The sequence below is a fragment of the Pseudoduganella sp. R-32 genome (assembly GCF_049913245.1).
GTDB lineage: Bacteria > Pseudomonadota > Gammaproteobacteria > Burkholderiales > Burkholderiaceae_D > Rugamonas.
In genome coordinates this window covers 3,082,821-3,108,854 of sequence record NZ_CP183987.1, presented here as the reverse complement: position 1 = coordinate 3,108,854, position 26,034 = coordinate 3,082,821, and the positions used below count along the sequence as shown (strand labels likewise).

The following is a 26,034-nucleotide window of genomic DNA, read 5'->3' as shown; positions in this document are numbered from 1 at the left end:
CTGTTGCACAGGGCGGGCGAATCGCCCGGTCCCAGCTGCTAACGGAAAAGCAGTTTGGAAAAGTGGGCCAGGTTCTCTGCCCAGCTTTCCCTCACGTGCGCAAACTCGTCCACATGCCAGACGTGCCTGACCCCGTGCTGCCGCAGGTAGCGGTGCAAGCCCTGCGAGGTCCCGATCAGGCCGTCCTTCTTGCCGCACGAGAGGTAGAGCAGTTGAAGGCGGCGCGCCACCGCGGCGGGATCGGGCAGCAATTCAGTGCCGGCCCGCGTGTTCGGCGCCGAAGAAAAACCGCCAACCCAGGCGAACGTATCGAGATGGCCAAGGCCGAAATTCAGGGCCTGGCCACCGCCCATCGACAGTCCGGCAATTGCGCGCTTGCCGCGTTCCGCCATGGTCGGATAGGCGCCATCGATGGCAGGAATCAAGGATTCAAGCAGGTCGCGCTCGAACTGCGCAAAGCCGGCGAGATGCTCCGGCGTGAAGGTTTTCTCCGCAGGCGGCACGCGGTCATCCGCCAGCGCACGGCCATTCGGCATCACCACGATCATCGGCACCACGGCACCATCGGCCAGCAGGTTGTCGAGGATGACATTGGCGCGCACGTACCCACGCCATTCGTCCTGGTTGCCGCCGATCCCGTGCAACAGATAGAGCACGGGGTAACGCTGTTTCCCGGAATAACCGGGCGGCAGGTAGACGCGCGCCTTGCGCCGCGTGCCAGTCACCGCCGACGCGTAGCTGAACTCCACGACGTCCCCGCGCGCAATGCCTGAGCGCTCGTCATCGAATCCAGCTGGCGGGGCCGGGAAAGCGGCAACGTCGTCCGTCGCCAGTGCGATGCCTGGCTTGGCTGTACCGCGCAGTTCCGGATCGTCGGAGGCCTGCGCTGCATGCAGCGTGCGCACCGCCGCCTCGCCTGCCAGGGCGCCCACTGCGGAGGCAAGGAAGAACCGGCGCTTCATGGGCGCGCCGCCTTCCCAAGCAAGCGTTCGATATCGGGGCGGATCGCATCGGCCAGGATGCCGTAGCCCTTCTCGGAAAAATGCAACAGGTCCGGCTGCAGTTCCCTCGACAAGACGCCATCGGCATCCATGAATCGCGATCCGTAATCATGGAAGAAGATCGTCTTGCCATCGTCCATTGTCCTGATTTTCTGGTTCAGCGCCAGGATGCGGCGGCGTTCGTCCGAATCCGGTGCACCTTCCGGCAGCACGGCGTTGAGCAGGATACGCGCCGCCGGGTACTGCGCGCGCAGCCTTGCCACGACAAGCAGGATGCCGCTGAACACGTCGTCGGCGCGCTCCTTGCAAAGGTTGATGTTGTTCACGCCGATCATCAGGACCACCAGCTTGGGCTTGATGCCGGCGATTGCAGGCTCCTGCAAGCGCCACAGCACATTGCCGGTGTGGTCACCACCGATGCCGAAGTTGGCGGCTTTCAGGCTGCCGAAATTGCGTTCCCACAGCGGCTTGGGCCACATCTCCGTCAATGAATCGCCAAGGAACATCACGTCGATGTCGCCCTTCGCCGCCCGCACCACCTGCTCGGCATGCATCTGGCGCCAGCGCTCAACAGACATCCAGGGATACTCGACCGCGCGCGGCGCCGCCGTGGTGGCGCATGCGGCCGCGAAGGCGGCTTGCGAAGCGCTGGCGCACAACACAAGCGCCCCGGCGAAGCATGCCATCGTCTTTGATTTGTTCACGTGCCTACTCCGTTAGCAGTTTTTGCAGGATCGGTTCCATGCTGCGCGCCCATATTTCGTATCCCTTCTCCTCTGGATGCAACAGGTCCGGCATCACCTCGCGCGACAGCGTGCCGTCGGGATTCAGGAAGGATGCATTGAGGTTGGCAAAGAATACGTGGCGTCCATCGGCAAATCCGGCGATACGGGTGTTCACTTTGTCGTTCAGCCGCCGCAGGAACGCAGCCGGTTGCTCTTCGCGCGGGAACACCGCAAGCAGAAGTACCTTCGACTCAGGCAAACGCTTGCGCAAATCATCGATGATGGCTTTGATGCCGGCCGCAACCGCCTCGGGCTCGTCATTGCGGTCGCCGGCATTATTGGTGCCGATCATCAGCACTGCCACCTTCGGCGCCAGGCCGTCTACTTCGCCGTGCTGCAAGCGCCACAGCACGTTCTCCGTGTGGTCGCCGCCGAAGCCGAGGGCCACCGCATCGTAGTTCGCATAGTAGCGCTGCCACACCCGCTTGCCGGCCTTTTCCCAGCCTTCCGTGATCGAGTCGCCGATGAAGACCACTTGCGGATTCTTCCCGGCCTCTTTCAGTTTGTGGTTTTCTTCGAGTTTCAACTGGTGACGCGGCAGCCAGTGGGGCAAGGCCCAGGCATGGGACAGCGGCTCCGGTGTCACAGCCTGCGTTCGGTAATCCGGGCAGGCCGCATTCGGCTCGCCTCCCTTGACGAATTTGACGTTGGCCACGGCGACCTGGCCGCTGCCGTTCGCCTCCAGCGCAAACGGAACCGGCACCTTGCCAAAGTCATCGTTGGCCCGCGCAAAGCAGGCCAGCGAGAACGACAGATGCTGCCAGCCCTTGCCCTGCATGCTGCGCGCCGCCGCTACGAAAGGCAGCTTGCGGTAGCACTCCTGGCCGCAGCGCATGCTGAAATAGATGCCGCCCTGGTCCAGGTCCAGCACGTTGAGGTCGAATTCCAGCGTACCGCCTGCTGCGTAGGCCCGCAAATCCAGCGCCGACGCGCCATCGAACCGCAGGCCTGCAAACCAGGCGTCCTTCCATAGCAAGGTGAGTGCCTGGGGCACGCCTGCCACTTCGCCTGAGTGCGCCCCCACCGAACCGCCGGGCACCTGCGAATTCGCTGGCTTGGGAATCGTGACGGCATCACCTTGCAGTACCTGCCCGGGCCCCTCGAACCCCGCGATGGTGACACGCCAGGACGGCAAGGTGCTGGCGCCGTGGAGGATAAGTTCGCGCTCAGCGGCAAGCGTCGCCCCGGATGCCGCGGCCAGGGTGAGGCCTGCGAATAGGTGCATGAAATTCCTCATCACCTGATTTTGCAGCCGTGGTACAGGCCGGGCAATTACGAAATCCGCCAGGCTGGTGAACGAAATTCAGTAGGCCAGGTCCGCTGTTTTCTTCGTCCCACGTCACCAGGACCCCTTTCGAATAGGCGGAAATATAACGGCGTTTAGCAAATTTCATAATTGCCACATGGAAACATATCAGGCAAGATGCCGACCTTTAGAATTGCGCAGGACAACGAAATGAACAAGCCAAGCAATCCCGCCCTCCTCGGCATCATCATGCTGCCGCTTGCCCTGGCAGCATGCGGTGGTGGGAGGGGTGTGCCAGGCAATCCGGCCAATGATGCGGCAGTGCCATCCAACGCGGTCACGGTAACACCGCCCAACGGAAATCCCGCCACGCCGTCCACCGGGAATACCGCCCCGCCCACAGCGGATACGACGGCGCCGCCCACTGACGGCAATACCGCTCCGCCAGCCTCCGGCGGCACAACCACGCCATCCTCGCCCAATACCGGCGCCTATGCCTGGTCGACGGCGCTGTTCGGCGCCGGCGGCTACATTACCGGCATCGTCTATCATCCGTCAGTCCAGGGACTGGCCTACATCCGCACCGACGTTGGCGGCGTATATCGGCGCGACCCAGGCAGTTCGACATGGATCCCGCTCAATGACGACCTGAATCGCGACGACAACCAGCTAAATGGCGGCGAATCGATCGCCCTCGATCCGAACAACCCGCAACAACTCTATGTGGCCGCCGGCATGTACCTGCCGTCGTGGGGCAGAAATGCCGCCATCCTGCGCTCCAGCGACCGCGGCGCCACATGGTCGCGCACCGAACTGCCGATCCGCCTGGGCGGCAACTCCGACGGCCGTGGCACCGGCGAACGGCTGCAGGTGGACCCGAACAAAGGCTCGATCCTGTTCCTCGGCACCAACCAGGATGGCCTGTACAAATCGACAGATTCCGGCGTGACCTGGTCGCAGGTCCCCGGCTTCCCGACCACTGCCGGCACCACTTTCGTCCTGTTCGACAAGGCCAGCGGCAGCAACGGCATCGCCAGCAAGACCCTGTACGTCGGCGTCGCAGCGACCAGCGGCGAGACGCTGTACCGCTCGACCGACGGCGGCACGACCTGGGCGCCGGTACCTGGCGGCCCGGCCGGCCTGATGCCGGTGCAAGGCGCCTTGGATGGCAGCGGTCGCCTGGTGCTGACCTACGCCAATGGCCTGGGCCCGAACGGCATCACTGCCGGTGCCGTCTACAAATTGACGACGGCGAACAATACCTGGGCCAATATCACGCCTGCTGCGCCGACCGCTTCCTGGCAGTTCGGCTATGGCGGCCTGGCGCTCGATGTCCGCAATCCCAATACCATCGTGGTCTCGACCATCGACCGCTGGTCTACCGGCGATGACCTGTACAAGTCCACCGACGGCGGCGCCACCTGGACCGGGCTTAACGCCATCAGCACGCACGCGGCGCCCGGATATCCCTGGATGACGGCGTATTACGGCGGCTCGCTGGCGGGCAAGATGGGACACTGGATCAGCGACGTCGACATCGACCCGTTCAACTCCAACAACATCATGTACAACACCGGCTACGGCCTGTGGGAGAGCAACAACCTGGGCAGCGCAAGCGTGGCATGGGGCTTCAATGTCAACGGCATCGAAGAAAGCGGCCTGTATTCTCCGCTGGTTTCCCCGAGCAGCGGCGCGCACCTGTTCACCGCGCTTGGCGACATGGCCGGGGCTCGCTACGACACCAACTTCAACGGCATCAGCGGCTACTACAGCAGCCCGAATAACTCCAATTACAGCGTCGATGTAGCGGACCTCAACACCAATGTGGTGGCGCGCACAACCGCCAACAACCGTGCGCTCATGCTCTCATCGGATAATGGCGTTACCTGGCGCCAGGCGGCCAGCGTCGCCGGTTACGATGCCGGCCGCGTTGCGGTATCGGCTGCCGGCAGCGCCCTGCTATGGGTTCCGGGTGGGCTTTCGGCCCTCTATTCGACCGATGGCGGTGCAAGCTGGAACGGCTCGACCGGCTATCCGGTAACGGGCGCGGTCGATTCCGGCAGCTTCTTCAATCCGGTTGCCGACAAGGTCGCCAACGGCTACTTCTATACCTATGACTTCTCCAAGGGAACCATCCTGGAGAGCGCCAACAATGGCAAGGACTTCACGGCCATTTTCCAGGGCCTGGATATCCTGCCGTCGTATTCCTCCCAGCACCAGTTGGCCTCCGTCCCGGGCAGCGTGCGCCGAGACCTGTGGCTGGCGACGCCGAACGGCCTGTGGCACATCAATGGTGCGAGCGCCGCGCCGGCGAAGATCGCCAACGTGCAGGCGGCGTACGGTGTAGGTTTCGGCAAGGCTGCAGCCGGCAAGACTTATCCAGCCGTCTACATCTCCGCCAAAATCAACAATGTGTACGGCATCTACCAGTCGCTCGACGGCGGCGCCACGTGGGCCAGGATCAACGACGACAAGCACCAGTGGGGCGGCGTCAACTATGTAACCGGCGATATGCGCATCTTCGGCCGGGTCTACATCGGCGCCAACCGCGGCGGCGTGATCGTCGGCGACCTGCAATAGCAACGGGCTCGCGCCCTTGAGGTACCATGCGACCGGCTTGATATACAGCGCAACGCGCATCAAGGATATCCGGGCCAGGGGTTATTTGACCAAGTCCTGCAGGTACCGGTCGTAGGTTCCGTCTTTTTTCATTTCGGCCAGGCCGGCGTTGAACCTGGCGGCAAGCGTGGCCGAGCCGGCCAGGCGACGGGGAAAGCGCAGGTGCCCTTCGGTCACGCGCAACGGCCGCTGTTCGGTGACGAACAGCTCCCTGGTACCGGGCGGGAAGGCCTCCGGGTTTGCAAGCAGCATCCATCCCGACACTTCTTCCATCGGAAAGGCATCGATCCGCCCGGCCAGCACCTTCTTGAAATTCAGTTCGTCGTGCGACGCCACTTCGACATTGATTTTCCCTGACCTCGCCATTTTCCAGAACTCACTGGTATAGGTGTAACCCAGCGTGGCACCGAACTTCCGGCCGCGCAGGTCGGCCAGCGTTCGCCATTTGGGAAGCGGCCGCTCCTTCAGGCGAAACAGAAGCTCGCGATGGTTGGAAATTGGATCGCTGACCAGGAAATCGGCTTCCGGCCCGAGCCCGGTAAACCAGAACGAGCTGGCGGCATAGCGTCCCAGCCTTGTTTCGGCTTCGACGCGCTTCCAGGGCAGGTAGACGAAATTGACCTGGATGCCCTCGCGCGCAAACGCTTCGGCCACGACGCGATTGACGAAGCCTCCATGCTTCTCTTTTTCAGAGGTCCAGGGCGGAAACTCACCAGTGGCAATGGTGATCGCTTCTGCCTGAGCCCATCCGGACGAGAAAAGGCAACCGGCAAGAAAAATGCCCAGTGCCGCCAGACGCATGTCCCCTCCCGTATCGCTATTCGTGCCAATCCCATAATTATAGGCAGTTGGCAGGAAGCGGGACGCATCCCCTGCAAGCGCTCAATCCATGTGGAATACGGGACGCATCATCGCCCAGTGTTCGCCATCGGCGCGGCTGGCAAGCGGCTCCTGGCAAGGCCCGCAGAACGTCCACCAGCGCCGGGTTTCGGGGTCGGCCGCGATAGTGCGCATATCCGCCTCAAAGTCAGTGCCGTGGTACTCCCAGTAGCCGAACAGCAGGTTCTCCGGCTCCCGCAGGAAAATTGTGTAATTGCGCACATTGGCGGCAGATAGCTTCGCCAGCACGGCCGGCCACACAGCGGCATGCAAGGCCCTGTACTCATCGATCTTCCCGGCTTTGATCCCGATTACCATGCCCATGCGTTCCATTGTCCATCCCCAACTCTTTTGAAAAACCCAGTGTATCGTATATATTCAATACCTTCAATGAGCAGGTAAAATAGCTTCATGGCCAAACTTCCAATCACTACCCGGCGCAGCATCAACCTCCTGCTGGACCACGTTTCCAGGAACCTGAAGGTCGGCGACGCCCTGCCCACTGAAATGCGCATGACAGAAATCGTCGAGAGCAGCCGCACCGTAGTGCGCAGCGCCCTGGCTTATTTCGCGGAGCATGGGTTGATCGCCGGCATGAAGGAACGGCACCTGTTGCGCAAGCCAAAGGCTGCCGACTACTTCGACGTGGCGGAATTGCACAGCGCCACCGAGCAACTGCAGCAAATCCTGATGGAGCGCATTTACGAGCGCGACCTGCCGCCTGGTGCCGAGTTCACCGAGGTCGAGTTGTCGCGCGCAGCCGGCGTCAGCACGATCGCCGTGCGCGAGTTCCTGATCGGTTTTTCACGCAATGGCCTGATCGAAAAAACCCCGCGCGGCAGCTGGCGCCTATGCGCCTTCGACACCAAGTACGCCGAAGAACTGGGCGAAGTGCGCGAAATGTTCGAGCTGAAGGCCATTGAACGCATTGCCGCCCTGCCGCCGGGCGATCCGGCATTCGGCCGCCTGAAAGAGCTGCTGGCGCGTCACGAAGCCCTGGGCAAGGGATCAGCCGAGAGCCACGCTGAATTCCCCGCGCTCGACCGCGAGTTCCATACCTTCCTGATCAGCCTCCTGGACAACCGCTTCGCGGAAGGCCTGAACGAAGCGGTGTCAATGGTGTACCACTACCACTACCAGTGGGACAAGCGCGACGAGCTGCCGCGCAACCAGTACGCAGTGCAGGAGCACCTGGCCATCCTGCGGCCGCTGGTCAAAGGCGACGTAACGGCGGCGCTGGCGGCCATGCGCACCCACCTGCACTCTTCCCGCTCCACCATGCTCAACGCCCTGCACTACCGGGAAAACATGGCGCAGCAGGATTGAGCGCGCGGCGCGTCAGGCGTTCAGCTTGATGAAACCGCCGTCGATCGGATAGTCGCTGCCGGTGATGAACAAGGCTTGCTCGCTGCACAGGTACAAGGCAAGGGCCGCCACCTCGTCGGGACGCGCCATGCGCCCGATCGGCTGGGTTTGCGACAGCCGTTCGAACATTTCCGCTTCCCTGCCAGGATAATTCTTCGCCAGGAAACCGTCGACGAAGGGCGTATGCACACGCCCCGGCGAAATCGAGTTGCAACGGATGCCGTCCTGCAGGTAGTCCTTGGCCACCGACAGCGTCATTGCCATCAGCGCGCCCTTGGCTGCCGAATAGGCAAACCGCTCCGGCACCGCCACCCAGGCCGCTACCGACGCCATGTTGAGGATCACGCCGCCGCCGTTTTCCTTCAGCAGCGGGATGGCGGCATGCAGGCAGTTGTAGGCGCCCTTCACGTTGACGCTCATCACCCGGTCGAAGTCTTCCTCGGCGGTGTTGTCGGCCTTGCCCACGTGCGCGATGCCGGCATTGTTGACCAGGATGCCAAGCGGGCCGATCGCGCCCAGGCAGGCATGCACGTCGGCCTGGCGCGTCACATCGCAGGCGTGCGCCGTAGCCCGGCCGCCCTCTTCCTGGATTTCGCGCGCCACCTGCGCGCAGGCGGCTTCGCTGATATCAAGGAGGTGAACTTCCGCGCCGCGCTGCGCGAACAGCATGGCAATGGCTTTGCCGATCCCGCTGCCGCCGCCAGTGATGACTGCCTTCTTGCCGGTCAATTCAAACATGCTTCTACACTCCCTGTGGATGTGATGGTGGCTGCCGCGCGTGCTTCCTTCAGTTCGGCACGTGCAAACCAGGCGATCACCATGAAGCACAGCAACGGTGCGGCATAGCCGTATTGCAGGTTTTGCGTGGCGTCGCTGATAAAGCCGAACAGCAGCGGCAGTACCGCGCCCCCGACGATGGCCATGATAATCAGGCTGCTGCCCATTTCGGTGTCGGCGCCGGCGTTACGGATGCCGAGCGAGAAAATGGTGGGGAACATGATGGACATGAAGAACGCAATGCCGATCACCGCGCCCAGGCTGGCCAGCCCGCCGGCGAACATCGCCACGGCCGATAGCGCCATGCTGGCCAGCGCATAGGCCAGCAGCAGGCGCGCCGGTGCGAAGAACCGCATCAGCCAGGTGCCGGCGAAGCGGCCGACCACGAAGGCCGCGCCGCAACCCCAGCCCAGGTAGTCTGCCGCCTGGATCTGGGTAATGCCGGCCGACTTCACCGCGTACAGGATAAAGAAGCTGAATACGCAGACCTGGGCGCCGACATAAAAGAACTGGGCAAGCACGGCGCGCCGGATCGATGACCGCTGCAAGGCGCGCAGGATGGCGCCGTTGCCAGGAGCCGCCTGCGCGCGCTCGCCTGCGCCGGCAGCCGGCAGCTTGAGGAAATAGAATACCAGCGCGATCGCCATGATGACCAGCGCGATGCAGATGTAGGGGGCCTTGACGCTGGCCGCTTCCGCCGCCAGCGCAGCCTGGCGTGCGGAAGCGGACATGGCCTGCAGCTGCTCTTCGCTGCTGCCGCCTGTCAGGATGACACGAGCGCCGACAATCGGCGCCAGCGTGGCGGCCAGGCCATTGAACGATTGCGCCAGGTTGAGACGCTGCGTAGCTTTTTCAGCTGGTCCGAGCAGCGTGATATAGGGATTGGCGGCCGTTTCCAGGACAGTCAGGCCGCAAGCGATGATAAACAGCGCGCCGAGGAAGAAGGCATAGCGCTGCGTCTGGGCGGCAGGCACGAACAGCAGCGCGCCGAACGCAAACAGGCCCAGGCCGCACAGCATGGCATTCTTGTAGCCGGCCTTGCCGATCAGCAGGCCGGCCGGCAGCGCCATCACGAAGTAGGCAATGAACACCGCCGAATCGACCAGCGCCGACTGCAGCACGGTCAGGCTGAATGCCTTCCTCAGGTGGGGAATCAGTATCGGGTCGAGATTATGGACGAAGCCCCACATGAAAAACAGCGTGGTGATCATCGCAAAGGCAAACCTGCAGGATTGCCCGCCAGCTTGTTCGGTCGGTGCCATGGTGTCTCCATGTGCGGCGCTTTGCGCGCCTTGGTATTTTATCGGTCCAGCAGCCGTTCAACCGTCGATCAGGGCAGGATCCCAGGCATGCACGGTCTGGTCCTGCCTGCCCAGGCCTCCAATGCCCAGCGCCATGCGGTCGCCCGGCTTCAGGTAGACCGGTTCCGGCTTTTGCCCCAGCCCGACGCCAGGCGGGGTGCCAGTGCTGATCACGTCGCCCGGATTGAGCGTCATGAAGCGGCTGATGTAGTTGACCAGGTGCGCTACCGTGAACACCATGGTGCGCGTATTGCCTGCCTGGTAGCGCTTGCCGTTCACGTCCAGCCACATGTCGAGATTTTGCGGATCGGGCACTTCGTCGGCGGTGACGAGCCAGGGGCCGACCGGGCCGAAGGTGTCGCAGCCCTTGCCCTTGTCCCATTGGCCGCCGCGTTCGAGCTGGTATTCGCGCTCGGACAGGTCGTTGACCACGCAATAGCCGGCCACGTGATCGAGCGCGTTGTCGATGTCGACATAGCGTGCCCGGGTGCCGATCACCACGCCCAGCTCTACTTCCCAGTCGCTCTTGACCGAGTCGCGCGGCAGTACGACCGGGTCGTTGCAGCCAATGATCGAACTGGTCGCCTTGGCAAACAGCACAGGTTCGGACGGCACCGCCATCCCCGATTCCGCGGCGTGGTCGGAGTAGTTCAGGCCCACGCAAATCAGCTTGCCGATGTCGGCCACGACAGGCGCGAAACGCACCGGCTGCTCTACGCGCGGCAGCTGCGCCGGGTCAACGGAAGCCAGGCGGTCCAGCCACTCCTTGCCGAGATGGGCCGAAGTCAGGTCCGGCAGCAGGCCGGACAAATCGCGTACTACGCCCTGTGCATCGAGCAGGCCGGGTTTTTCCTGGCCCTTGGGGCCGAAACGTAACAGCTTCATTTCATTCCTTCACACGTCTATCAAAATTGTCAGGCGCCGTGCGGCGTCGGCGCGCGGCTGTCGATCAGGCCTGCCTGCGACAGGGCTTCCCACAATGCGGCAGGCAGAGGCTGCGCGAACCATTCCGCGTTCTGGCGCAGTTGCGCCGGACTTTGCGCGCCTGGAACGCAGGCCACGACAGCCGGATGCGCCATCGGGAATTGCAGCGCGGCCGCCTGGATCGACGCCCCCGCCCGGGCGCAGGCAGCGGCAATGGCCTCGACGCGCGCAACGATGTGCGCTGGCGCGTCCTCGTAATTGAATTTCCTGGTCCCGGCCAGGATGCCGGAGTTGAACGGCCCGCCGATCACGATACCGATACCGCGCTCGACGCAGCGGTCCAGCAGCGGCGCCAGCGAAGCCTGTTCGAGCAGGGTGTAGCGTCCCGCCAGCAATGCGCAATCGATATCGCAGGCCCGCATCGCGTCCACTACCACTTCCCATTCGTTGACGCCCAGGCCGATGGCGGCGACGCTGCCTTCCTCGCGCAACCTGGCCAGTGCGCGGAAGCCGCCGCCATGCGTCAACTGGTCCCAGTAATGGGCATGTTTTTCGCCATGCGTGACCCGGCCGATATCGTGCACGTACAGGATGTCGATCCGGTCCATGCCGAGGCGTTGCAAGCTATCAGCGTGCGAACGCATGACGCCATCGTAGGAGTAGTCGAAATGGGGACGGAACGGCAACGGTTCTGCCCAGCCGTTTTCGCCGGGCTGTACGCCGGCGTCGGGCAGCAGCAGCCGGCCCACCTTGGTACTGACCACGTAACTGTCACGCGGCCGCTCGCGCAGCGCGGCGCCCAGCCGGCGTTCGGACAGCGTGTAGCCATAGTATGGTGCGGTATCGAAATAGCGGATGCCAAGGTCCCAGGCGGTATCGACGATGGCGCGCGCCTCGGCGTCGTCCATCGCCTGGTACAGGCCTCCCAGTTGGGCGCAGCCCAGTCCCAGGCTGCTCAGCGAAAGGCCGCTGCGCGGCAGGCTGCGCTTGTCGTACGCCTGCATCTCATGCCGCTTTCAACGGAAAGCATCCGGGGCCGGACGGCTCGAACTGCTTATAGGTGAGGATGAACTCCTGGTGCCCCAGCGCTTCCGAACAGCTTTGCGCACCGCCGGCCACCTCGGCCACCAGTTGCACGATTTCCGTGCCGACCTGCTCCAGCGATGCCTCGCCGCTCAGGATGCGGCCGGCATTGACGTCCATGTCTTCAGACAGGCGCTGGTAAGTATCGGGATTGGCGCACACCTTGATCACAGGTGCGATCGCCGAGCCGACCACCGAGCCGCGCCCGGTGGTGAACAGCGTGAGGTGGGCGCCGCAGGCGATCAGTTCGACGATTTCGGCATTGTCGGAAATATTCGGGAAGCCGAAACGCACCTCGCCATCAGGCACCACGTCCAGCAGGTACAGGCCGCCGCCGCCGGGCTGGTCGCCCGGTTTCAGGATGCCGCTGATCGGCGATGCGCCGCTCTTGGCGTAGGCGCCGAGCGATTTTTCTTCCTGCGTCGTCAGGCCGCCATCGGCATTGCCAGGGGCGAAACTGCCGTGCCCGAGAACAGTGTAGTAGCGGGCTGCCTTGTTTACGCAGGCGACGATGGCGTCGCCCAGTGCAGGCGTGGCGGCACGCCGCTTCATATGGAATTCGCAACCCACCAATTCCCCTGTCTCTTCGAAGATGCAGGCTGCGCCGCCGGCCACCAACTGGTCGAAGGCCACGCCGACAGCGGGGTTGGCGGTGATGCCGCTGGTGCTGTCCGAGCCGCCGCAGATGGTGGCCACCACCAGTTCATCAAGTCCCATCGGCACGCGTTCCTGCGCATCCAGCGATTGGCGCGCCCACCGCACCCACTCGATACCGTCGGCAACGCTGGTGCGGGTGCCGCTGTTCTGCTGGATGGTGATGGTATGCACCGGGCGGCCGCTGGCGGCAACCTCCTCTTCCAGGCCGCGCCGGTTGAAGCTCTCGCAGCCCAGCGACACGATCAGCGCGGCGCCGACGTTGGGGTGGGTCGCCAGGCGCTTCATCATGCGGTCGGCGTAGTCGTTCGGATAGCAGCCCGGGAAGCCGATCAGGTGCACTTCCTGACCCGGGAATGCATTGACGACCAGGCGCGCCACGTGGTGCGCGCATTCGACGGTGTAGGCAACGGCGACGACGTTGCGGATGCCTTTGCGGCCGTCGGCGCGCAGGTATCCGGACAATGCTGGCGGTGAAGCGTTCGGCATCAGTGGGTGCTCCCGATGAAAGAATGGGCGTCCGACGCCAGTGTATAGGTTGGAATGTAATCGCTGGCCACATTATGCGTGTGGAGCATGGCGCCCTGCGCAACGTCGGCCGACACGGTGCCGATGATGGCGCCATAGCGCAACACCTTCTCGCCGGCCTTGAGCGCGCGGCGCGCCACCTTGTAGCCAAGCGGAATAGCTTCCGGCAGGGTGACGGGCGCGCCATCGATCTCCAGCGCCTCGCCGGCAGCCAGCGGCATGCGCGCAATCAGGCAGTTGTCTTCGGGAGCCATCAACAGCAGGCGCGGCGCCGCGGGCGTCGGGTCAGGCATAAGAATTCCTTACGGGAGAAATAGGCAAAATCGCTGCATTGACGACTCGATTGTATGGCATATATGCCGTACAATGCAAGCACATCCAAACTTCGATACGGAAAAAAGAACCATGATGAAAACCGTCGTATGCCAGTCGCCGGGCGAACTGGAACTGGTCGAGCGTCCCTTGCCCCAGCCCGCCGAAGGCGAGGTGCTGCTGCGCGTGCGCCGCATTGGCCTGTGCGGCACCGACATGCATATCTTCCGCGGCACCCAGCCCTTCCTCCAGTACCCGCGGGTCATGGGGCACGAACTGTCGGGCGAAGTGGTCAGCGCGCCCGCCGGCAGCGAAATGGCGCCCGGCGACCAGGTCTATGTGATGCCTTACCTGTCCTGCGGCGCCTGTGTCGCCTGCCGCCAGGGCAAGACCAATTGCTGCACCAATATCCAGGTGCTGGGCGTGCACCGGGACGGCGGCATGGCCGAGTACCTGGCGCTGCCGGAGCGCTTCGTGTTCAAGACCGACGGCATCTCCCTCGACGACGCCGCCATGCTGGAATTCCTGGCGATCGGGGCGCACGCCGTGCGCCGCGCCAATATCCGTACCGGACAGAATGTGCTGGTGGTGGGTGCGGGTCCGATCGGCATTGCCGCCGCCCTGTTCGCCCAGCTCCAGGGCGGCAAGGTGACCGTACTGGATGCGCGCGAAGACCGCCTGGCGTTCTGCAGCAAGGCCCTCGACGTGCCGCACACGGTCACCGTCGGCGAGAAAGACAAGGCCCGTTTGTCGGACCTTACCAAGGGCGATTTCTATGACGTCGTGTTCGACGCCACCGGCAATGTAAAGGCGATGGAACGCGGCCTCGAGTTCGTCGCCCACGGCGGCACCTATGTGCTGGTGTCGATCGTGCTGGACCGGATCTCCTTTGCCGATCCCGAATTCCACAAGCGCGAAACCAGCTTGCTGGGCAGCCGCAACGCCACTGCGGACGACTTCCGCACGGTGCTGGCGGCAATGAAGGCAGGACTGATTCCGACCGGCTTGATGAATACCCACCGCACCACCCTGGACGATTTCGTGGACGTGCTGCCGCAATGGATGGATCCCGCCGCCGGCGTGATCAAGGCCATCGTCGAGGTATAAGCCATGTCGACTCCAATCCTGCAATTCGGCACCAGCCGCTTCCTCCAGGCGCACGTCGACCTGTTCGTGCACCAGGCGCTGGACCAGCAGCGGGCGCTTGGCAAGATCACCGTAGTGCAGACCACCGGCAGCGTCCAAAGCGCGCAGCGGCTGTCGGCGTTCAACGCGCCCGGCGGCTACCCGGTGCGCATTCGCGGCCTCGAAGGCGGCGCCGTGGTCGACCAGGAGCACCGCGTCACTTCCATCGCAGCAGGCCTGCACGCGGACCGCGACTGGGCGGCAGTCCGGGCGCTGGCTGCTGGACCGGTGCAGGTCATCATCTCCAACACGGGCGACCGTGGCTACGAGCTGTCCGGGCAGGATGTCCCGGCAATGCTCGGCGCTGAAAAGCCGCCTCGCAGCTACCCCGCCAAGCTGCTGGACTTGCTGTACCACCGCTACCGCCACGGCGCGGCGCCGCTCACGCTGTATCCTTGCGAACTGGTGGCCAATAACGGCAGCGTGCTGCGCGGCCTGGTCTGCAAGCTGGCGCGCGAGTGGCAGCTTGGCGACGCCTTCCTGGCCTACCTGGAGGACACTTGCGTGTGGGTCAATTCGCTGGTCGACCGCATTGTCTCCGAGCCGATCGAGCCGGCCGGTGCGGTGGCCGAACCCTATGCCATTTGGGTCATCGAAGCGCAGGAAAACATGGTGCTGCCCTGCACTCATCCCCAGATCGTGCTGACCGACAAGCTGGAACCGCATGAACGGCGTAAGCTCTTCCTGCTGAACCTGGGCCACACCTTCCTGGCCGAACAGTGGCTGCAATGGGGCCGCCCCGACGATGAAACCGTGCTGCAGGCCATGTCCGATCCAAAATTGCGTGCGGAACTGGAGGCGCTCTGGGAAGAGGAAGTGCTGCCCGTGTTCCAGGCGCGGGGCGAAGGCAATATCGCCCGCGCCTACCTGGCGCAGGTGCGCGACCGCTTCAACAATCCCTTCCTGGCCCACCGCCTTGCCGATATCGCGCAGAACCACGAGGAGAAGAAGCGGCGCCGCCTGCTGCCCGTGCTCGCGCTGGCCAACCGGATGCAATTGCCGCTGGCCCAGCCGCGCCTGCGAGCAGCGTTGCGCATTGCCGCTGCGCGGCCTGTGACGGATTACGCAGCGTGAACGGCGAACTCTGGTCGGCCGGCGAATGCATGCTCGAGCTGCGCCCACAGCCGAACGGTACGATCCTCCACGCGGCCGCCGGCGACAGCTACAACACGGCGGTCTACATGAAGCGGCTGGTCCCTGCCCTGCCGGTGCGCTATGTCAGCGCACTGGGCGACGACGCGATGAGCATCCTGATCCGCAACCACATGCACGCCGAGCGCATCGACGACAGCCTGGTCGAAACCCGGCCAGGCGGCACGCCCGGGCTGTATGCGATCGAGACCGACGCCGGCGGCGAGCGCCGTTTCGCCTATTGGCGCGCCCAGTCGGCGGCACGCTCCATGCTGTCCGCCGCGCACCTGGCGCAACTTGGCGCGGCGCTGGCCCAATGCCGCGTCCTGCTGGTAACAGGCATCACGCTGGCGATCCTGGACGATGACCGCCGCACGGCCTTGCTGGCCCTGGCCGAAACAGTGCGCTCCGCTGGCGGCTGGGTTGCTCTCGACAACAATTACCGCGCCGCCCTGTGGGACGCCGCCACCGCCGCCAAATGGATGGACCGCGCCGCACGCCTCAGCACCCACGCCCTGTTCAGCCTTGACGACGAAGTGGTCCTGCACGGAGCAGCCGATCCGGCGCGGGCGTTGCAGCGCATCGAATCGCTGGGCGTGCCGGAGGTAGTGCTCAAGCTCGGCGCCGGCGGCTGCCTGCTTGGCGGTTGCTGTGGCCGTGCTGCGCACGTCCCTGCAGTTCAAGTCCAGGCGCTGGACACCACCGCCGCCGGCGACAGCTTCAATGCCGGCTATCTCGCGCGGCGGCTGGCTGGCGCAAATCACATCCAGGCTGCGGAATTCGCCTGCGCCCTTGCCGCCACCGTCGTCATGCACCACGGCGCCATCATTCCGGCGCACGCCATGCCGTTCCTCCCCGACCCATTAAACTCCGGATCATGACACGCATCGACGCCCACCAGCATTTCTGGCAACTGGCCGCCCGCAACGGCGCCTGGCCGCCGCCCGGGCTTGCGCCCATCCACCGCGACTTCCATCCCGGAGACCTGTCCGCCCTGCTGCGCGAAAGCGGCATTGCCGGCACAGTGCTGGTGCAGTCCATGCCCAACGAGGCCGACACGCGCTACATGCTGGACCTGGCCGACCGCCACAATTTCGTGCAGGCCGTGGTCGGCTGGACCGACCTGAAAGCGCCCGATGCGCCGCAGCGCATTGCCGCCCTGGCGGCCCACCCCAGGCTGCGCGGCCTGCGTCCCATGCTGCAGGACCTGGCCGACGACAACTGGATCGACGATCCTGCCCTGGCGCCCGCGGTGGAAGCCATGCTGCGCCACGGCCTCGGTTTCGATGCGCTGGTGCTGCCGCGCCAGCTGCCTGCGCTATACGCTTTCGCACGGCGCTACCCCGCGCTGCCAATCGTGATCGACCACCTGGCCAAGCCGGCCATGGACGGCATGCCGGATGCGCAATGGCTGCGCGACCTGGCCCGCCTGGCCGTCCTGGCGCAAGTCGAGTGCAAACTGTCCGGCATGGTCACCGAAGCCGGCCCGGGCTGGACCGTGCAGCAGCTGCAACCCTATGCGAACCACGCGCTGCAGGTGTTCGGCGCGGAGCGCGTGATGTGGGGCAGCGACTGGCCGGTGCTGCGGCTGGCAACCGACTATGCGGCCTGGGTCGACGCCAGCGAAACCTTGCTGTCCGGCCTGGATGAACGGCAGCGGGCAGCGGTGTTCGGCAACAACGCCCGCCGCTTCTACCGAATCGAAGGAATGAAGACATGACCGACATGCAGCCATCGACGTCGCGCCAGCCGGAAACCCGCATGTATCGGGTGGTCGCCGAACGCATCCAGGAACTGATCCGGCAACAGGGTATCGCCGCCGGAGCACGCCTGCCTCCCGAGCGCGAGCTGGCCGCCATGCTGCTAGTCAGCCGCGCGTCCCTGCGCGAGGCGCTGATTGCCCTGGAACTGGGCGGCGTAGTCGAAGTGCGCGGCGGCTCGGGCGTCTACGTCAACCAGGATGCGGCATCGCCGGCCGCCGTACCGGAAGCCGGCCCGGGACCATTCGAGGTGCTGTCCGCCCGCAGCGTCATCGAAACCGAAGTGGCCGCCATGGCGGCGAAGAACGCCAGCGCGGCGGCGCTCGATGCCATCCTGGCCGCCATGCTGGAGATGGAGCGCAGCCACGAAGACCGCGCCACCAACGAACAGGCGGACCGCAACTTCCACCTTGCGATTGCGCGCGCCAGCGGCAATGCAGCGCTGGTCGGCGTCATCGATTATCTTTGGCGCCAGCGCAGCAACCTGTGGCATCGCCTCAAGGAACACTACCGAACCGAAGAACTGCGCAAAGCCACCCTGCTCGACCACCGCGCCATCTTCGACGCCATCGCCGCGCGCGATGCCGCAGATGCGCGCAAGGCCATGCGCACGCACCTGCAACGGGTGAGCCGCACCTTCGCCGGCAGCAGCGCCTGATCGTCAGTCGGCGCCGGCGACCATGCCAGGCTCGGCATCGGTTTCCAGCTTGATGACGGTATCGACAGCATCGCGCCTGGCGGCGTCCATGCTGACGACGATGCCGCTGCCGCTCTGGCTGAAGCGAACCGGCGCACCAGCCAGGGTGCTGGCCGAAACCACCTTTCCTGGCAAAGGAGGAAGCTTCAGGCTCTCGCCAGGCCAGGACAGCACGTGGACATAGACGTTCTTGCCGCGCATGGTCGAGCCATAGACGCCGTCAACAGGCTGGAAAGGTCCCGGCCGCGTGTTGTAGATGCTCTCCCCGTTGACGCGCATCCAGACGCCGATGCCTTGCAGCGTCCGCGCCTGGTTGTCCGGAATCCGGCCGTCCGCATCAGGCCCGATATTGACCAGGGCATTGCCATTCCTTACCACGGCGTCTACCACCAGGCGGATCACCTGGCCCGGCTCCATTGCATCGCCCGGCACGTAACCCCATGCCGGCCCGATCGAGAATGTCTTCTCCCAGGGTTTCTTGCGTATCGGTCCGGTGACCGGCTGGCCGCCTTCTTCGGTATCGAAGTCGCCCTGCCACCCCGAACGCGGATTGATCACGACCTTGGGCTGCAGCTTGCGCACTTGCGCATTCAGGATCTCCGGCTGCCAGAACCAGGCCGCATCGGCATCGCTGCCGCGATGCGCCAGCCAGCCCCCGTCGTACCAGAGGATGTCGATCTTGCCGTAGTTGGACATCAATTCGCGCACCTGGCCATACCCCTGCTTCTTCATCAGGGCCGCGTTGTCCGGCAATCCCTTGGGATCGAAATAGCCGGGGAAGCGCCAGTCCATGGGCGAATAATAGATGCCGACACGCATGCCCCGCCGCCGCACCGCTGCGACATAGTCGGCGATGAAGTCCTTGTGCGCTGCCGAGTGGCCGGAGTCGTAATTCCGGTAGCTCGTTTTGCTGGCGAACATGGCGAAGCCGTCGTGGTGCCGCGCCGTCATCACCATGTACTGCGCGCCCGCATCCTTGGCCAGCTGTGCCCAGCTGTCCGCATTGAAATGCTTTGGCTTGAATTGATTCGCCAGCCTGGCATATTCCTGGGGATCGACCTTGTCGTTGTGCATATGCCATTCCCCTTTGGCCGGAATGGCGTACAGCCCCCAGTGAATGAAGATGCCGAACTTCGCATCCTGCCACCAGCGCATGTCTTCCGCAGGCAGCCGCAATTCCGGAGCCAACTTGCCCGAATCGGACTTCGACTTCAGCGCCGAGCGCTCTTCATCCGTGGCGTTCGCAGGCGCCTGCTGGGCCAAGCCCTGCGCACAATGCAGCGACAGCAGGCAAGCCGCAGCCAATAGACCTTTCTTCATACATCCCCTTCAGGTAATTTTCAGCGCGAAGGCATATGGCAGCGCCGGCGCATTGGCCGGCAAGGCTACCTGCAAACCATCCGGCCCTTGCGTGAAGGCCAGCGCGCTCCCGCCCACCAGTTCAACCTGCGATACCGCCTTCGTCATCTGCGGGCTGCCGCTTTGCATGCCTTTGATGGCGACCTTGCCGCTGGCCGGCCAGCCCATAACGATGGCATACACCGCATCGCCCTTGGTCGTGAAGCGGATATCGTCCGAAGTGAACGGCTTGTTCTTGCCTTCATTGAAGCCAGGCCCGCTGAGCGGCGACGACTCGGCCAGCGACGGCCCTTCGCCAAACACCGACCATGGCCGCGTGTCGTAGATCGCCTCGCCATTGACTGCGAGCCAGCGGCCGATCTCCTCGACGATGGCGCGTTCCAGTTCGTCGATCGTGCCGTCGCCGCGCACCGGAACGCTCAGCAGCAAATTGCCGTTCTTGCTGACCACATCGATCAGGGTATGCACCACGGTTTGCGCGCTCTTGTAAGCCTTGTTGTCGTACACGCGCCGATCGTAATGCCAGCTACCGATGCAGGTGCAGGTCTGCCAGGGCAACGGCTCGATCACATTGCTCTGGCCCCGTTCGATGTCCCACACCATGGTCTTGCGCTGCTGTTCATCGAGTATCTTGCCGTTGACGACGGCGTCCAGCTTGCCCTTCCTGGCGATGCTGCGGTTATACATATGCGCCGCCATGCGCAGGCCGACGTCGCTGACCGGCCAGAGCGGCAGCTTGCTGTCGTCGTAGTACACCAGGTCGGGGTCGTAGTTGTTGATCAGTTCAACGGTGCGGTCATACAGTTTCTCGCAGTAAGCCTGGTCGGGAACCGAGGCGCCGTTCCCCCAATCCCACAGTTCGTGGGTATGGCGGGTCTTGCTCAAAGCATGGTTCTGCGCGTACAAGGCTTGCGGGTCCAGTCCCTGCCACCACTTGCCCTTGCCGTCCGCTTTAGCCAATTTGCCGTCGTAGGGGACGCCGGCATATGGGCCGGTTTTATCGGCGCCCTGCGCAGTTTCGTACCAGGTCCAGGCATGCGCCGCGTGCACACTGACGCCGAAGCGCAAGCCGTGGCGCCTGGCAGCCGCGCCCCAGCCCGCGATCAGGTCCTTCTTCGGACCCAGCCGGGTCGAATTCCACTGCGGCTGGTGCTTGCTGGCATACAGGTCGAAATTGTCGTGATGGTTAGCCAGCGCCACAAAATATCTGGCGCCGGCCTGCTTGTAAAGGGAAACCAGCGCGTCCGGGTCCCAGCGCTCCGCCTTCCACTGGTGGATGACGTCCTTGAAGCCGAACTGCGATGGATGACCGTACTTCTTCAGGTGATATTTGTAGGCATCGCTGCCTTCTTCGTACATGCCGCGCGCATACCAGTCGCCGAATTCGGGCTCGCATTGCGGCCCCCAGTGCGCCCAGATACCGAACTTCGCGTTCCTGAACCAGTCCGGCGTGCGGTAGGCAGCCAGCGAATCCCAGTCGGGCTTGAAGGGTCCGCGCGCCATGGCTTCATGTTGCGGTGCACTGCCAGCCGCCGCCTGGCCGTAGCGCGCCACGGCCAATGCGGGAATGGCCGCGCCCAGGTGTTTCAGTATTTCCCGTCTCTTCACTATTCCTCCTGGATTATGTTTTGCATATATACTGTACAACGCAACTCGTGAAAAAGCAACGCCGGCCAAATCAGCTTCGCTTCAGGCGAGAATGTCGGCGCCGATATCGCGCACCGACTTCACGCCGGTGAGCACCATGCTGGTACGGATGTCTTTCTCGAGGATGGCAAGCAGGTTGCGCACGCCCGCTGCACCGCTGGTCGCCAGCGCGTAGACGAAAGCACGGCCAATGAGTACCCCGTCCGCCCCGAGCGCAAGCAGGCGCACCACATCAAGGCCGGTGCGCACCCCGGAATCGGCGAAGATGGTCAGGTCCCCTTTTACCGCTTCGGCGATGGCCGTCAACGCCCGCGCCGTCGAGAGGGCGCCATCGAGCTGCCGCCCCCCATGGTTCGAGACGACGATGCCATCGGCGCCGAAGGACCTGGCGTCGCGCGCATCCTGCGCGTCGAGAATGCCCTTGATGACCATCGGCCCCTGCCACTCGTCGCGGATCCATTGCAGGTCATTCCAGTCGATGCCCGGATCGAAGTTTGCGGCCAGCCAGCCCAGGTAATCGGCGAGGCCGGTGGGATTGCCGCGATAGGCCGAAATATTGCCCAGGTCATGCGGCTTGCCCAGCAGGCCCACGTCCAGCGCCCAGCGCGGATGCAGCATGGCCTGCAGCACCTGGCGCAGCGGGCCGTTGCGGCCGCTCATGCCGGAATGCGCATCGCGGTAGCGCGCACCGGGCACCGGCATGTCGACGGTGAACACCAGGGTCTTGATGCCCAGGTCACGCGCCCGTTGCAGGTAATCGCGCATGAAGCCGCGGTCTTTCAGCACGTACAACTGGCACCACAGCGGCCTGGAAGACTGTTCCGCCACTTCCTTCAAGGGACAGACCGAAACCGTGGACTGGATAAAGGGAATATTGCGTTCCGCCGCCACCCGGGCCGCCTGCACTTCCCCGCGCCGGGCATACATGCCGGTGAGGCCGACCGGCGCCAGCGCCAGAGGCAAGTCCTGCTTCACGCCGAACCATTCGGTGGACAGGTCAAGTTCCTCCGAGCCTTTCAGCACGCGCTGGCGCAGGTTCACCTGCTGCAGGTCGCCGACGTTCGCCCGCAACGTGGTTTCGGTGCCGGCGCCGCCGTCAAGGTAGTGGAAAAGGAACGGCGGCAGTTTGCGCCGCGCCGCTTCCCGGTAATCGGTAGCAGAAGAAATGATCATCACTTCTTGCCGGACAGTTTGACGACCGCTTCGTTATACCGCGCCTCTGTCTCGGCCAGGATGGTCCGGGACTGCAGCAGCTGCGTCTGCAACCGGGCCTGATCAAGCTCGCGCAGCATGCCGGACAATTCAGTCCCCTCCTGCGGCAACCACACGAGATCCGCTGTTTTACCGCCACTCGAACGGCTGCACACACGCCCGTTGAACACCGCACCCTCCGAGAACTTCTGGTCCTGGTAGAAGCAATATGCCTGGCTATCGGCAGCGGCAACCTGCTTGCCCGCCTTTTCTGCTGCCTGGGCATTGCAGGCCAGCGCTCCAATACCAGCGGCCAATGCGATCATCGAGGTGCGAATTTTCATGAGGTGTCCTTTCGAAGCCGCGCCGGCCCAGGGCGGCGCGGCGATCAGCGTCAGAAAGTATAACCTGCCGACACCCGATAGCTGCGGCCCGGGTCGTACCAGGAGCGGCCCATGTTGCCCGGGGCCTGCTGGTTGGTCTGCCGCGTCACGACATTGGTCAGGTTGCTGACGTTGAAGCTGGCCCACAAGTGCTCGCCGAAGCGGTAGTTGATACCGGCATCCCACTGGCCCACGGCCTCCTGCCAGACCGGCAGGCCCCAGCCCACGTCCGTCGGCGCGACACCGCCGTTGGCGGCAATGCGCACCGGATCGGCGCTGGTGCCCTTGTCGCCCGAAGCGCCGTACACACCGGTTGCCAGCAGCGTGCGGTCACGCCAGCTGTACGCCAGGCGCGCCGAGATCGGCCCGCGGTCGTACATGAATGCCGCGTTGAAGGCGCGCTTCGACATGTATGGCACCGGCAAGTCCTTGAACGGCAAGCCGTTGGTGTCGCAGCCATACAGGTTGCCGCCGATCGACAGGCTGCCTGCATTGCAATAAGGCATATTGAAGGGGTGATACAGCTCCTGCTTGCCGTGCGTGTAGGTGAAGTTGGCAGATACGCCAAACCCTTTCGCCCACTCCGGCAAGCGCTCGGCCAGGACGGGAAGCTTGTCCAGGTAGGTCAGGCCCGCGATCTCGACGCCGGCAAGCCAGAGCTTGGCGGCATTGGCCGGTCCCGTGATCTCGAAGTCCTGCTCGTTGCCGGCCGTATCCTTGATCGTCCGGGTGTAAGTCTCGGACATGATGATGTCCCTGACGTTCTTGTAGAACACCACGCCGGTCAGCGCCTGCCCGTTCTGAGGGTACCATTCCAGCGAAAGGTCGACGTTGTTCGCCTTGAGCGGCTTCAGCTTCACGTTGCCATCGTTCTTGCCGGTGTAGGTGACCATGCTGATGTTCTTGCCGCCGCTGTCCATGGTGACGTTCTGGCTCAGGGTGATGTACTCCTGCAGCTGGTCGAAGCCGGGGCGGTAGATACCGCGCGACAGCGCCAAGCGCGATTGCAGCTTGTCCGTCAGGTTGGCTTTCAGGTTCAGGCTCGGCACCACGTCGATGTGATTCGACTTGAGGTCCATCGGCTCGTCGATCGTGCCGAAGCGCGGCAGGCTTGGCGGGGTCGAATCGCTATAACTAGGCTTGAACACCGTATAGCCATGCGCCACCGTGTTGGTACGGATCACGCGCACGCCGGCATTGCCTTCCACCGGATATTTCCAGTCGTCGAAGCCGAAGCGCAGGCTGCCATACAGCGCTTGCGTGCCTTCGCTGTGCTCACTGACGTACTTCGGCTCGTCGCTGAAGCTATCGCGTACCCAATCGCTGCCCATCTGCGAGCAATCGGTGCTGGTGCCCTTGATCGCATTGGCGTCCTCGCAGTTATAGCGCAGGGCGGTCAACAATTTCTGGTAGGCGGCCGGCTTGTCCTGGATCAGGGCCCGGGTCGGCACCACGATCGTCGGCGGTGAGCTCATGCGGCCATTGAAGAAGTTCGGGAAAGCGAAGGTTTCGACGCTGCCGAGCGCCGCATAGCGCGGGTCGCTCAGGTAGCCGAAGTTGCTGCGCTGCCAGCCCAGGTCGGCCGGGTTGGGCAATTGCCCCGCCACCTTGGTGGTCGCTACGCCCCATTCCTCGGAGAAGGACTTCCAGCCGGTCCCGGCGTTCTTGTCTTTCCTGGAAGAGCGCTTGGTCAGGCGCATGCCGAAGCGCACGTCGCGCAGGACCGGGTGGTCGAAGACATATTTGCCGTCCACCTTCCACGCATACAGGTCCGCCTTGGCCTTGTTGACGTCAGGCTGCGAAATGTCCCAGTAATAATTGGCGGGATCGGCCAGGAAGTTGCGCGCCTTCTCATCGAAATTGAACGCAGGCCGCGCACCGGAAACGTCCACACCCATGCTCGGCACGAAGGTGCCAAGATTGATCATGCCGAAATCGCCCGAATTGGTGGAGTGGACCCACTGCAGGTCGTTCTGGAACGACCAGCGCTCGTTGGCCTGCCACTTGAAGTTCCAGGCCAGCTCGCGCGTGCGCCCTTTCACGTCGCTGTAATTGCGGGTAGTGCCCATGCGCAGGCCGCCCTCGGCGAACTGGTTTGCGCCCTTGCCGCCGATCGGATAGCTCAGGATGCCGGACTGGAAGACGCCATTGCTGTCGTACTTGGCGTCCGCATATTTCGTCAGGTAGGGATCTTCGCCCCCGGTAAAAATATTGTTGCCGAAGTTCGTGGAACGAAACGCAGAGTCGAAATAGGTCAGCGACGATTCCTTGCCGTTCTTTTTCCACTGCAGGGCGCCGTAGAAGCCCTTGCGTTCAGTCTCGCCTGTGCTGGTGCCCCAGGACGCGCCCACCGGCACCCACACAGTCCGGCCGGGAACCAGGTTGCTCCTCGGGTAATAGACGGATTGGTCGATCGAGTCGTAACGGCTGGTGGTCTTGCCGTACGACAGATCCACCAGCGCGCCGAACTCGCCCATATCGGTTTGCCAGCGGTTCGAGTACAGGCCGGAATAAGCCGGCGAGTTTTTCTTGCCCAGCACCGCGTAGTTGTCCGATACGGTCAGCGCGCCGCTCTGGCCCTTGGTGTCGAACGGCAGCCGCGTGCGCAGGTTGACCTGGCCGCTGATGCCGCCTTCAATCAGGTCGGCGGAAGGGTTCTTGTACACGTCCACGCCCGCCATCAGTTCCGGCGGCACGTCGCCCCAGCTCAGCTCACGGCCGGGCCAGCCCGCCGAAAAGGTTTCGCGTCCGTTCAGCGTGGAGGAACCCCAGGACAGGCCGCGCACCTGGATGCCCGAGCCTTCCACGTCGAACCCCAGCCCATTGGCCGCCAGGTTGGCGCCGGTACGCGTGCGGTTGCGGTCCATGGTGACGCCCACCACGCGCTGCAGCACTTCGGTAATCGATTTGTCGGGCAGCTTGCCGGCTTCGTCGGCCACCACCGAGTCGACGATCAGTTCAGACTCCTGCTTGATGCGCTGTGCGGTTTCGACCTGGCGGCGCTGGCCGGTCACCACCACCACTGCCGGAGTGTCCTTGGCCGCCGGCTCCGTTGCTTGGGCCTGGGCCTGCGCGGCGCTGCTGCACAGCATTGCAAGCTGCGCTGCGGCGAAAGCCAGCGCGGTCATCTTGAGTGGCTGCCTGGCGTTCGTTGTCTCTATTCTCTTCATTATATTTATCCTGTTATCTGCTTTGCTTGCTGGCGCA

General features: G+C 63.9%; 23 protein-coding genes. 7 read left to right on the top strand and 16 right to left on the bottom strand.

Translation table 11 applies throughout. The features are described from left to right. Positions 1 to 38: 38 nt before the first annotated feature. From ACN9MU_RS14375 to ACN9MU_RS14365, 3 genes are read right to left on the bottom strand one after another with little or no spacing between them, the layout of a single operon-like run. Positions 39 to 962: an alpha/beta hydrolase gene (locus ACN9MU_RS14375; protein ID WP_426337504.1), complete on the bottom strand. Its 924-nt coding sequence runs from the start codon at positions 960 to 962 to the stop codon at positions 39 to 41. Next, positions 959 to 1,705, bottom strand: coding sequence for a GDSL-type esterase/lipase family protein (locus ACN9MU_RS14370; protein ID WP_426171559.1), 747 nt, complete (start codon positions 1,703 to 1,705; stop codon positions 959 to 961). Before ACN9MU_RS14370 ends, ACN9MU_RS14375 begins: the two co-directional genes overlap by 4 nt. Positions 1,706 to 1,709: 4 nt before the next feature. Beyond that, entirely contained in the window at positions 1,710 to 3,011 is a 1,302-nt protein-coding gene (locus tag ACN9MU_RS14365; RefSeq protein WP_426337503.1) for a GDSL-type esterase/lipase family protein, read from the bottom strand. Positions 3,012 to 3,242: 231 nt separating this feature from the next. Between ACN9MU_RS14365 and ACN9MU_RS14360 the strand changes: the two genes are divergently transcribed. After that, positions 3,243 to 5,612 (top strand): hypothetical protein, encoded by a 2,370-nt coding sequence (locus tag ACN9MU_RS14360; RefSeq protein ID WP_426323165.1) that lies wholly within the window; start codon positions 3,243 to 3,245, stop codon positions 5,610 to 5,612. Positions 5,613 to 5,693: 81 nt separating this feature from the next. Here ACN9MU_RS14360 and ACN9MU_RS14355 read toward each other — a convergent pair whose 3' ends face one another. Both ACN9MU_RS14355 and ACN9MU_RS14350 read right to left on the bottom strand, forming a co-directional pair. Next, positions 5,694 to 6,452, bottom strand: a complete 759-nt coding sequence (locus ACN9MU_RS14355; protein ID WP_426171554.1) for a substrate-binding periplasmic protein — start codon at positions 6,450 to 6,452, stop codon at positions 5,694 to 5,696. Positions 6,453 to 6,533: 81 nt separating this feature from the next. Continuing rightward, the gene (locus ACN9MU_RS14350) at positions 6,534 to 6,863 is read right to left on the bottom strand and encodes an L-rhamnose mutarotase (RefSeq protein WP_426171552.1); all 330 of its coding nucleotides are present in this window, start codon (positions 6,861 to 6,863) and stop codon (positions 6,534 to 6,536) included. Between the two features lie 78 nt (positions 6,864 to 6,941). Between ACN9MU_RS14350 and ACN9MU_RS14345 the strand changes: the two genes are divergently transcribed. Then, positions 6,942 to 7,856 (top strand): FCD domain-containing protein, encoded by a 915-nt coding sequence (locus tag ACN9MU_RS14345; RefSeq protein ID WP_426171551.1) that lies wholly within the window; start codon positions 6,942 to 6,944, stop codon positions 7,854 to 7,856. 12 nt (positions 7,857 to 7,868) lie between these two features. On the opposite strand, the gene ACN9MU_RS14340 is transcribed toward ACN9MU_RS14345, so the two are convergent. The 6 genes from ACN9MU_RS14340 to ACN9MU_RS14315 are packed head-to-tail and all read right to left on the bottom strand — an operon-like array spanning position 7,869 to position 13,455. Further along, positions 7,869 to 8,633 carry an SDR family NAD(P)-dependent oxidoreductase gene (locus ACN9MU_RS14340; protein ID WP_426323162.1) on the bottom strand — a complete coding sequence of 255 codons (765 nt, stop codon included), beginning with the start codon at positions 8,631 to 8,633 and terminating at the stop codon, positions 7,869 to 7,871. Continuing rightward, on the bottom strand, positions 8,621 to 9,934 hold the full coding sequence (gene fucP / locus ACN9MU_RS14335; protein ID WP_426344767.1) for an L-fucose:H+ symporter permease: 1,314 nt from the start codon (positions 9,932 to 9,934) through the stop codon (positions 8,621 to 8,623). The genes ACN9MU_RS14340 and fucP overlap by 13 nt, the downstream gene beginning before the upstream one ends. A 57-nt stretch (positions 9,935 to 9,991) precedes the next feature. After that, entirely contained in the window at positions 9,992 to 10,858 is an 867-nt protein-coding gene (locus ACN9MU_RS14330; RefSeq protein WP_426344766.1) for a fumarylacetoacetate hydrolase family protein, read from the bottom strand. Positions 10,859 to 10,887: 29 nt separating this feature from the next. After that, positions 10,888 to 11,901 (bottom strand): aldo/keto reductase, encoded by a 1,014-nt coding sequence (locus ACN9MU_RS14325; RefSeq protein WP_426344765.1) that lies wholly within the window; start codon positions 11,899 to 11,901, stop codon positions 10,888 to 10,890. 1 nt (position 11,902) lies between these two features. Next, positions 11,903 to 13,123, bottom strand: coding sequence for a UxaA family hydrolase (locus tag ACN9MU_RS14320; RefSeq protein WP_426323136.1), 1,221 nt, complete (start codon positions 13,121 to 13,123; stop codon positions 11,903 to 11,905). Further along, positions 13,123 to 13,455 (bottom strand): UxaA family hydrolase, encoded by a 333-nt coding sequence (locus tag ACN9MU_RS14315; protein WP_426323134.1) that lies wholly within the window; start codon positions 13,453 to 13,455, stop codon positions 13,123 to 13,125. Before ACN9MU_RS14315 ends, ACN9MU_RS14320 begins: the two co-directional genes overlap by 1 nt. 115 nt (positions 13,456 to 13,570) lie before the next feature. On the opposite strand from ACN9MU_RS14315, the gene ACN9MU_RS14310 reads away from it, so the two are divergent. Genes ACN9MU_RS14310 through ACN9MU_RS14290 form a run of 5 tightly spaced genes read left to right on the top strand, consistent with a single transcriptional unit; the run spans position 13,571 to position 18,208 of the window. Further along, a complete protein-coding gene (locus ACN9MU_RS14310) occupies positions 13,571 to 14,581 on the top strand; it encodes a zinc-binding alcohol dehydrogenase family protein (protein WP_426323754.1) in 1,011 nt (336 codons plus the stop codon). Positions 14,582 to 14,584: 3 nt separating this feature from the next. Then, positions 14,585 to 15,733 (top strand): mannitol dehydrogenase family protein, encoded by a 1,149-nt coding sequence (locus tag ACN9MU_RS14305; protein ID WP_426323132.1) that lies wholly within the window; start codon positions 14,585 to 14,587, stop codon positions 15,731 to 15,733. Next, positions 15,730 to 16,671 carry a sugar kinase gene (locus ACN9MU_RS14300; RefSeq protein WP_426323130.1) on the top strand — a complete coding sequence of 314 codons (942 nt, stop codon included), beginning with the start codon at positions 15,730 to 15,732 and terminating at the stop codon, positions 16,669 to 16,671. Before ACN9MU_RS14305 ends, ACN9MU_RS14300 begins: the two co-directional genes overlap by 4 nt. Continuing rightward, positions 16,668 to 17,510, top strand: coding sequence for an amidohydrolase family protein (locus tag ACN9MU_RS14295; protein ID WP_426323128.1), 843 nt, complete (start codon positions 16,668 to 16,670; stop codon positions 17,508 to 17,510). The genes ACN9MU_RS14300 and ACN9MU_RS14295 overlap by 4 nt, the downstream gene beginning before the upstream one ends. Further along, positions 17,507 to 18,208 (top strand): FadR/GntR family transcriptional regulator, encoded by a 702-nt coding sequence (locus ACN9MU_RS14290; protein ID WP_426323126.1) that lies wholly within the window; start codon positions 17,507 to 17,509, stop codon positions 18,206 to 18,208. Before ACN9MU_RS14295 ends, ACN9MU_RS14290 begins: the two co-directional genes overlap by 4 nt. A gap of 3 nt (positions 18,209 to 18,211) precedes the next feature. Here the strand turns inward: ACN9MU_RS14290 and ACN9MU_RS14285 are convergent, their stop codons facing one another. From ACN9MU_RS14285 to ACN9MU_RS14265, 5 genes are all read right to left on the bottom strand, one after another. After that, positions 18,212 to 19,567, bottom strand: a complete 1,356-nt coding sequence (locus ACN9MU_RS14285; protein WP_426337497.1) for an alpha-L-fucosidase — start codon at positions 19,565 to 19,567, stop codon at positions 18,212 to 18,214. A 9-nt stretch (positions 19,568 to 19,576) separates the two neighbouring features. Next, complete coding sequence (locus tag ACN9MU_RS14280; protein WP_426344764.1) at positions 19,577 to 21,214, bottom strand: alpha-L-fucosidase; 1,638 nt, start codon at positions 21,212 to 21,214, stop codon at positions 19,577 to 19,579. Between the two features lie 81 nt (positions 21,215 to 21,295). Further along, positions 21,296 to 22,426: an FMN-dependent L-lactate dehydrogenase LldD gene (gene lldD, locus ACN9MU_RS14275; RefSeq protein ID WP_426344763.1), complete on the bottom strand. Its 1,131-nt coding sequence runs from the start codon at positions 22,424 to 22,426 to the stop codon at positions 21,296 to 21,298. Continuing rightward, positions 22,426 to 22,788 (bottom strand): hypothetical protein, encoded by a 363-nt coding sequence (locus tag ACN9MU_RS14270; protein ID WP_426337494.1) that lies wholly within the window; start codon positions 22,786 to 22,788, stop codon positions 22,426 to 22,428. The genes lldD and ACN9MU_RS14270 overlap by 1 nt, the downstream gene beginning before the upstream one ends. 50 nt (positions 22,789 to 22,838) lie before the next feature. Further along, positions 22,839 to 25,997 carry a TonB-dependent receptor gene (locus tag ACN9MU_RS14265; RefSeq protein WP_426337493.1) on the bottom strand — a complete coding sequence of 1,053 codons (3,159 nt, stop codon included), beginning with the start codon at positions 25,995 to 25,997 and terminating at the stop codon, positions 22,839 to 22,841. Between the last annotated feature and the right edge of the window lie 37 nt (positions 25,998 to 26,034).